The organism is Vibrio sp. V08_P9A1T1 (genome assembly GCF_963874405.1).
Lineage (GTDB): Bacteria > Pseudomonadota > Gammaproteobacteria > Enterobacterales > Vibrionaceae > Vibrio > Vibrio anguillarum.
Map to the genome: position 1 here is coordinate 1 of NZ_CAWNIB010000074.1, position 7574 is coordinate 7574.

Here is a 7574-nt window from a genome sequence, read left to right on the forward strand (position 1 = left end):
GTTCAATGCGTGTGGAACACGCTGCCAGATCGAGCGGAGCGGAGACAACGGTTGCCGCGCTAACGATCGGGTCGTGATTATATTGCGCTAAGTAATTAACCAACATATTGCCGCCAAGAGAAATACCCACCGCCACGACAGGTCGATTCGGGCATTGTTTGCGTATGTATTCGAGCACAAAGCGTGCATCTTCAACTTCACCAGAATGGTAAGCGCGTGCCAGATGGTTCGGTTTGCCGCTACAGCCGCGAAAATGCATCATGACCGATAACCACCCCTGCTGTGCGAAGGCGTACATTAAGCCGTTGGCATACGGGCTATGAAAACTGCCTTCTAAGCCATGAAACAAGATAAATAGGGGTTTATTTTGTACTCGCTCTGAGCGCCAATCATCACTCCAAGCAAGGTCTAAAAAATCACCATCAGGTGTAAACAGCGTTTGCCACAGCGGCTCAAAACGTGCGCGTTTGCGCAACAAACGAGGAAGCAGAGTCTGAAGGTGTGGATTTGTTAGTCCAGTAGCAGCGATAAATGAAGTCATAACCATAGCGTATTATTTTTATGAATTGCGACCAGTATACACCGAGCGAGCAATTGATGTAGTTACGGTTTTTGAGAATGAGGCGCCGGGGTTTTAAAAGCGAGATGCAAATGCTCACAGCCAAGCTGGCGACAGTAACGCAGCGTTAATTGTTCATCATGGTTATTCTGCAATGCCAATGCGTTGATACATTCCACAAGGTCAGCTTGCTGCTGCTTTTCAAGCTGCAGTTCAAATTGCAGCGCCTCGCGGTACAGCGTATCTGGCACCATGCTTTTCAAACGTCGTCTTAACTCTCGGTAACTGTGCAGCAGCGCTTCTGAACGGCCGATACATTGAGTGACATTTTGCCAGTCAGCATCGGCAACCGTCACTTGTTGCTCATCAAGCCATTTGAGTAGCAGCAATAAGTTGACGTTGCCGTGGAAGTTATTTTGTAAACTTAAGCACGCCTCTTTCACTTCTCGCACGCTGTAGTATTGCAAACTGAATTGCCATAAGCGTTCTAAGGTCAGAGATAATCGTACGTGCTTTTGGCTCATCTTAGCGACTGAATTCCTGCTCTAGTTGTTCGAGTGTCTCTTGTTCCGACATCCATTCCATTTCGATCGCTTCAAGTGCCGATTTACTGCGAGCTTGAAGCGCAATCACTTCGGTAAGTTTAGCTTTGTTTTCGGCTTCATACAGCGAAGTATCAGACAATTGCGCTTCAGTTTGCGCCAGTGCCGCGTTCAATGTGTCCATTTTCGCTTCGAGTTGTGTCAGTTTTTTGCGAATTGGTGCGGTTTGGATGCGAAATTCCGCTTCTCGGCGCTTTTGATCTTTTTTGGCTGCGGCACTGTTGCTGCTGTCTTTGGCAGGTTGCTGAGATTGAACTTCTCTACGTTCCGCTTTCTGTTGTTCTGTCAGCCACTTGTAGTAGTCGGTCAAATCCCCATCGAAAGGCGCGACTTGACGATCGTGCACCAAGTACAAGTCATCGGTGGTTGCGCGCAGTAGATAGCGATCATGGCTGACGATGACCATCGCGCCTTCAAAGGTTTGCAGGGCAAACGTTAGGGCTTGACGCATATCCAAGTCTAAGTGGTTGGTGGGTTCATCAAGCAGCAGCAAGTTCGGTTTTTGCCACACAATTAGCGCAAGCACTAAGCGAGCCTTTTCACCCCCGGAAAACGGAGCGATTTTCTCTAGCGCTTTGTCGCCTTGGAAACCAAAACTACCCAGATAATTACGCAGCTCAAGTTCGTTTTTATCCGGGGCGATTTGCATCATGTGCTGCAGTGGGGTCTCTTCTGGATGAAGTGTTTCTAACTGATGCTGGGCAAAGTAACCAATTTTTACACCTTGCGAATAAGTGAGATCGCCGCCTTGCGGTTTTAACTCACCGGAGAGCAATTTAATTAATGTTGATTTACCCGCACCGTTACGCCCGAGTAATCCAATACGGCTTCCCGGTACAAGGTTGAGGCGAATTTTTTCTAAAATTAAACGTTCACCATACCCGGCGTAGACTTCGTCCATCATCATGATTGGGTTAGGCAGTGCTGAAGGCTCTCGAAATTCGAAATTAAATGGGTTATCAAATTGAGCTGGCAGCACTTTTTCCATTCGTTCCAACGCTTTGATACGACTTTGTGCTTGGCGAGCTTTGGAGGCCTTGTAGCGGAAACGGTCGATGTAGCTTTGCATGTGCACCATCTGCTTTTGCTGCTTCTGGTACATGGCTTGCTGCAAGATCAGTTTTTGCGCCCGTTGATTTTCAAACGATGAGTAGTTTCCGGTGTATTCATTCATGGTTTGATTTTCGATATGGATGATGCGTCCGACGATCGGATCAAGAAAATCGCGGTCATGGGAAATCAAGATCAAGGTGCCGGGATAGTTTTGTAACCAACGTTCAAGCCACATGACGGCGTCCAAATCCAAGTGGTTGGTTGGTTCATCAAGCAGCAGTAAATCCGAGCGGCACAACAGCGCTTGCGCTAAGTTTAAGCGCATCCGCCAACCACCCGAAAATTGCGTTAAACTCCATCCCATCTGTTCTTGGCTAAACCCCAAACCATCAAGCAGTTCAGAAGCGCGGGCGCGAATACTGTATCCGCCGATGGTTTCAATTTTTCCATGCAGCTCTGCAACCAAGGTTCCTTGGTCTGCCTCTTCAGCAACGCTGAGGCGTCGTTCTAATTCACGATATTCACGATCGCTATCGATGACATATTCAATCGCATTGCGATCAAGAGCCGGAGTTTCTTGGGCAACCCAAGCCAGTTCCCAGTGAGCTGGTTTACTGAAGGAGCCAGCGTCAATAGATAGCTCATCTTTGAGTAGGGCAAAGAGCGTTGATTTGCCACAGCCATTTTTGCCTACTAGGCCAACTTTATCGCCCGGCTGGATAGTTGCAGAGGCCTTTTCAAGGAGCGGTTTACCGCCGCGCAGTAATTGAATATCAGAGAAGGTAATCATAAAAATCTATTTTTCATATCGAGACGTTATCGCGTGGAATAGTAGGGGCAATAAGGATAAATGTCGATCATTATGCAAATTGCGTTATTATGCTTAATAACATATTGATAACTATTGGGAGCGCAGACAAAAATGTCCACCACCGTCATGCCTGACCAAATTACACCTAAAATATTGGTGATTTATGCGCATCCTGAGCCATTAAACTCCATCGCCAATCAAACTATGCTGCACAATATTGCGTCACTTTCCCACGTCACTGTGCATGACTTGTATGCAACCTATCCCGATTTTTTTATCGATGTGCACGCAGAGCAGCAAAAACTACTTGAGCATGATGTGATTGTGTTTCAACACCCTCTTTATATGTATTCCTGCCCAGCGCTGCTCAAAGAGTGGTTTGATCGCGTGCTTGCCAAAGGGTTTGCCTTCGGCGGACAGACGGCGTTGCATGGTAAATACTGGCGTAGCGTCATCACCACGGGCGGAAAAAAAGAAGCGTTTGATGAGCGGGGCTACAACAAATACCCACTGGATCAAATTCTCCAACCATTTGAATTAACCGCGGCTCTGTGTTGTATGAACTGGATGGAACCGTTAGTTCTCTACTGGTCACGTAATGTGAGTGATATGGAGCGCTATCAACACGCTGAGCATTATCGACACTGGTTGCAACACCCACTGGCCACACAAGGAGAGCTTGATGGCGTTAAGCGGTGATTTTTTACAAAGCAGCGTGGTGTTTTTAACCGCGGCTGTGGTGGCCGTACCGATTGCTCAGCGTGCAGGGCTGGGTTCGGTGCTCGGCTATTTGTTAGCTGGTGTAGCCATAGGGCCCTGGGGGCTGGGTTTAATCAGTGATGTACAAGCCATATTACACTTTGCTGAATTTGGCGTGGTGCTGCTGTTGTTTCTGATTGGGCTGGAATTAAACCCCAAAAAATTGTGGCAGATGCGTGGGCCGATCCTTGGTTTGGGTGGCGCGCAGGTGGTGGTAAGTACCTTAGTCATCGCCAGTATTGCTTATCTATTAGGCGTTAACTGGCAGAGTAGTTTAGTGATTGGTATGGGCCTTGCGCTCTCTTCGACAGCAATCGCATTACGCGTAATTGAAGAGCAAGGGCTAACGCGCAGTGAAGCTGGCCAGTCTGGTTTTGCGGTACTGCTTTTTCAAGATATCGCTGTCATCCCGATGTTGGCCTTTTTGCCTTTGCTGGCAGGCAACGCGGGTGGAAGCTGGTTAGATGTGATTTGGATGTTGGGTGGCATTACCGCTTTGCTGGTCGGGGGGCATTTCCTCTTGAGCCCGCTGTTTCGTTATATTGTGACCAGTGGTGTGCGTGAACTTTTTACCGTTGCCGCCTTATTGTTGGTGATTGGGATTGCACTGTTAATGCAGCAGCTTGGCTTGTCAATGGCGCTCGGTACTTTCCTTGCTGGCGTGTTGCTGGCAGAAAGTGAATTTCGCCATGAACTTGAGATCGCGATTGAACCGTTTAAAGGGTTATTGCTCGGGCTATTTTTTATTGCCGTTGGAATGGCGGTTAATTTGGGCTTATTGGCGCAAGCGCCGCTGCAAGTGTTGGCGGCTGTATTAGGTCTAGTGGTGCTGAAAGGAGGAATCCTTTATCTCCTCGCGCGTTTATCGGGTACACGTTCCAAAGCGCGCAGCAAAATGGCGGCGATCCTCAGCCAAGGCGGCGAGTTCGCGTTCGTGATTTTCACTGCGGCAAGCGCGCAGGGCGTGCTATCACCGGATCAAGTGGCCTTTTTGCTCGTTGTGGTCAGCTTGTCGATGGTCACCACACCTTTATTACTGACGATTCAGGACAAATGGTTTGCGCGAAAATTGAACCTCAGCAGTGACGATGAGATGCATTCCGATGTCGTCAATAAACAGCCGCAAATTATCATTGCGGGTTTTGGCCGTTTTGGGCAAATTGTAGGGCGTTTGATGTACGCCAATAAGATTAAAATTACCGTATTAGAAAGCGATGCCAGTCAAATTAAATTATTGAGAGAGTACGGTTATAACGTTTTTTATGGTGATGCGACTCAACTTGAACTGTTGCGCGCCGCGGGTGCAGAAGAAGCTGAGGCGATTGTCATCTGTACTGATGCGCCCGATGAAGTGATGAAAATTGTCGAGCTTTGTCAGCACCATTTCCCGCAGTTAAAGATCTTAGCTCGCGCTCGTAGCCGGGTAGAGGCGTATCAGTTACTCAGCCATGGGGTCGATAAATACTCGCGGGAAACTTTCTTAGGCGCTTTGGACCTCGGCCGACAAGTACTGGTCGAATTGGGCATGCACCCTTACCAAGCCAAGCGCGCCGAAGCACATTTTAGAAAACTCGATAATGCGATGCTCAAAGAGCTGCTACCGCAACATAACCAAGACAAACAACTCGCACTGCGCGCCAAAGAGGCACGTAAAGAGCTGGAAGAAATATTTGGGCGTGAAATGGATAATGATCGCCAATCTCGTCATTATTGGGAAAAATAACGCCAATCAATATTCAGTTGTAGGATGTAACGTGAAACAGAAAAAACGCTTTATTGCCGGTGCAAAGTGCCCAAGTTGTCAGTCACAAGATACTCTGCGCTGGTGGGTTGAAAACAACATAGAGCTCGTTGAGTGTGTCGAGTGCGACTACCATGAACAGCGAAAGCCCAAATCTGTAGAAAAAAGTGAACATGCTCGGCAAGAGATGATCGGGATTTTTAAACCAGAATAATTGAGTTTCTGGAATAGATCTTCATAATACGCCTCATACCGATCGATTTCTTAGGTTTGAAGATGACAACCTAGGAACAAACCTCCTTGGAGTTGTTATGAAAATTGAAAAGAACGTGGTTGTAAGCCTAGCCTACCAATTAGTATTGGAAGATGGTGCAGTCGTAGACCAATCAACAGTTGATGCACCACTAGATTACCTTCACGGTCACAACAATCTAATTACTGGCCTTGAAAATGAGTTGGAAGGAAAAGTTGTGGGCGATAAGTTCACAGCAACTATCGCTCCTGAAGAAGCGTACGGTGAATACAACGATGAGCTTGTACAGCGTGTACCTGCTGAAGTTTTCCAAGGCGTTGATGAAATTGAAGTGGGTATGCGTTTTCTAGCGGATACTGACCAAGGCCAAATTCCAGTTGAAATCACGGAAGTGGATGGTGACGAAGTGGTAGTTGATGGTAACCACATGTTGGCTGGCCAAACATTAACGTTTGATGTAGAAGTCGTTGCGATTCGCGCTGCAACTGAAGAAGAGATCCAACATGGTCACATTCACCAAGCTGGTGGCTGTGGACATGGCCACGACCATGACCACGATCATGATCATGAAGGTGGTTGCTGTGGTGGTGAAGGCCATGACCATGGTGAGAAAAAAGAAGGTTGTTGCGGTGGCGGCAGCTGCGGTTCACATTAATCATTTTTTGGTTGGTAGTGCCAAAGTAGGCAGTAATAACCGACTGATACAATGAAATGGAAAGCGTTAATCGTCATGCGATTAGCGCTTTTTTGTTGCTTGTTAATTATTACAGTACTCACTTGCCGCCTACCTGCAACTTCAAGTTATTTGGGTATAGTTAATGTGTAGAACAGAAGTGTATTGCCTCTCAATTTATTAAGTTAAGGAATTCTCATGTCACAACCTTTTGCTATAGCAATTCATGGCGGCGCTGGAACCATCATTCGTCAACAAATGAGCGAATCATTAAAGCGCGATATTTTGAACACGCTAGAAAGTGCTGTCCGAGCGGGGCATCAAGTACTGGCACAAGGTGGTGATGCACTGGATGCGGTGGTTGAGGCTGTGAAAATACTTGAGGACTCTCCGTTATTTAACGCAGGAAAAGGTTCGGTGTTAACGCATCAAGAGATGGTGGAGATGGACGCCTCTGTCATGCATGGCAAAATGATGGACGCAGGCGCGGTCGCTGGGGTTCGGCACATTAAAAACCCAGTGCAGCTCGCGCGTGATGTAATGAAGCACAGTGATCATGTGTTGTTGATTGGTGAGGGCGCAGAAGCGTTTGCTTTTACTCAAGGGCATCAATATACAGAACAAGATTACTTTTTTACTGAGCGTCGTTATGAACAGTTGCTAGCGATGAAAAGCAACAATCAATTTGCTTTGTCGGAATCAAAATTCCCAGATGACAAGAAATTTGGCACTGTTGGCGCAGTTGCATTGGATAAACAAGGCAACCTTGCGTCTGCTACTAGTACCGGTGGCATCACGAATAAAAAATTTGGTCGCGTCGGCGATTCTCCCATCATAGGTGCAGGAACGGTGGCTGAAAATGGCAATGTGGCGGTATCGACAACGGGCATGGGGGAATATTTCATTCGTAAAATGGTTGCCAGTGACGTTGCCGCTCGCATGCGTTATTTAAAAGAAGATGTTCATACCGCATGTGAAACCATTATTCAGGGTGAACTTAAAACGCTCGGTGGTGAGGGTGGATTGATCGCCATTGATGCGCAAGGCGACATTCATTTTGCAATGAACAGTTCCGGCATGTACCGTGCTTGTGTTGATCGTCAAGGAGAGCTGATCGTAAAAA

General features: G+C 47.2%; 8 protein-coding genes. 5 read left to right on the forward strand and 3 right to left on the reverse strand.

From position 1 onward, the window contains the following. From AACT21_RS03960 to AACT21_RS03970, 3 genes are all read right to left on the reverse strand, one after another. A partial coding sequence (locus tag AACT21_RS03960) for a hydrolase (RefSeq protein WP_176430230.1) occupies nucleotides 1-547 on the reverse strand: 547 nt, incomplete at its 3' end. A 56-nt stretch (nucleotides 548-603) separates the two neighbouring features. Continuing rightward, on the reverse strand, nucleotides 604-1083 hold the full coding sequence (locus AACT21_RS03965; protein WP_094164362.1) for a TIGR02444 family protein: 480 nt from the start codon (nucleotides 1081-1083) through the stop codon (nucleotides 604-606). A 1-nt stretch (nucleotide 1084) separates the two neighbouring features. Beyond that, a complete protein-coding gene (locus AACT21_RS03970) occupies nucleotides 1085-3004 on the reverse strand; it encodes an ABC transporter ATP-binding protein (protein WP_094164363.1) in 1920 nt (639 codons plus the stop codon). 132 nt (nucleotides 3005-3136) lie between these two features. Between AACT21_RS03970 and kefG the strand changes: the two genes are divergently transcribed. From kefG to AACT21_RS03995, 5 genes are all read left to right on the forward strand, one after another. Beyond that, nucleotides 3137-3724, forward strand: coding sequence for a glutathione-regulated potassium-efflux system ancillary protein KefG (gene kefG / locus AACT21_RS03975; RefSeq protein ID WP_174223808.1), 588 nt, complete (start codon nucleotides 3137-3139; stop codon nucleotides 3722-3724). Continuing rightward, entirely contained in the window at nucleotides 3708-5507 is a 1800-nt protein-coding gene (gene kefB / locus AACT21_RS03980) for a glutathione-regulated potassium-efflux system protein KefB (protein WP_013855911.1), read from the forward strand. The genes kefG and kefB overlap by 17 nt, the downstream gene beginning before the upstream one ends. A gap of 31 nt (nucleotides 5508-5538) precedes the next feature. Further along, entirely contained in the window at nucleotides 5539-5739 is a 201-nt protein-coding gene (locus AACT21_RS03985; protein ID WP_010318749.1) for a YheV family putative zinc ribbon protein, read from the forward strand. A 97-nt stretch (nucleotides 5740-5836) separates the two neighbouring features. After that, a complete protein-coding gene (gene slyD / locus AACT21_RS03990; protein WP_013855912.1) occupies nucleotides 5837-6433 on the forward strand; it encodes a peptidylprolyl isomerase in 597 nt (198 codons plus the stop codon). A 216-nt stretch (nucleotides 6434-6649) separates the two neighbouring features. Further along, nucleotides 6650-7574 (forward strand): isoaspartyl peptidase/L-asparaginase family protein (locus AACT21_RS03995; RefSeq protein WP_094164364.1); only part of this gene is annotated, 925 nt, incomplete at its 3' end.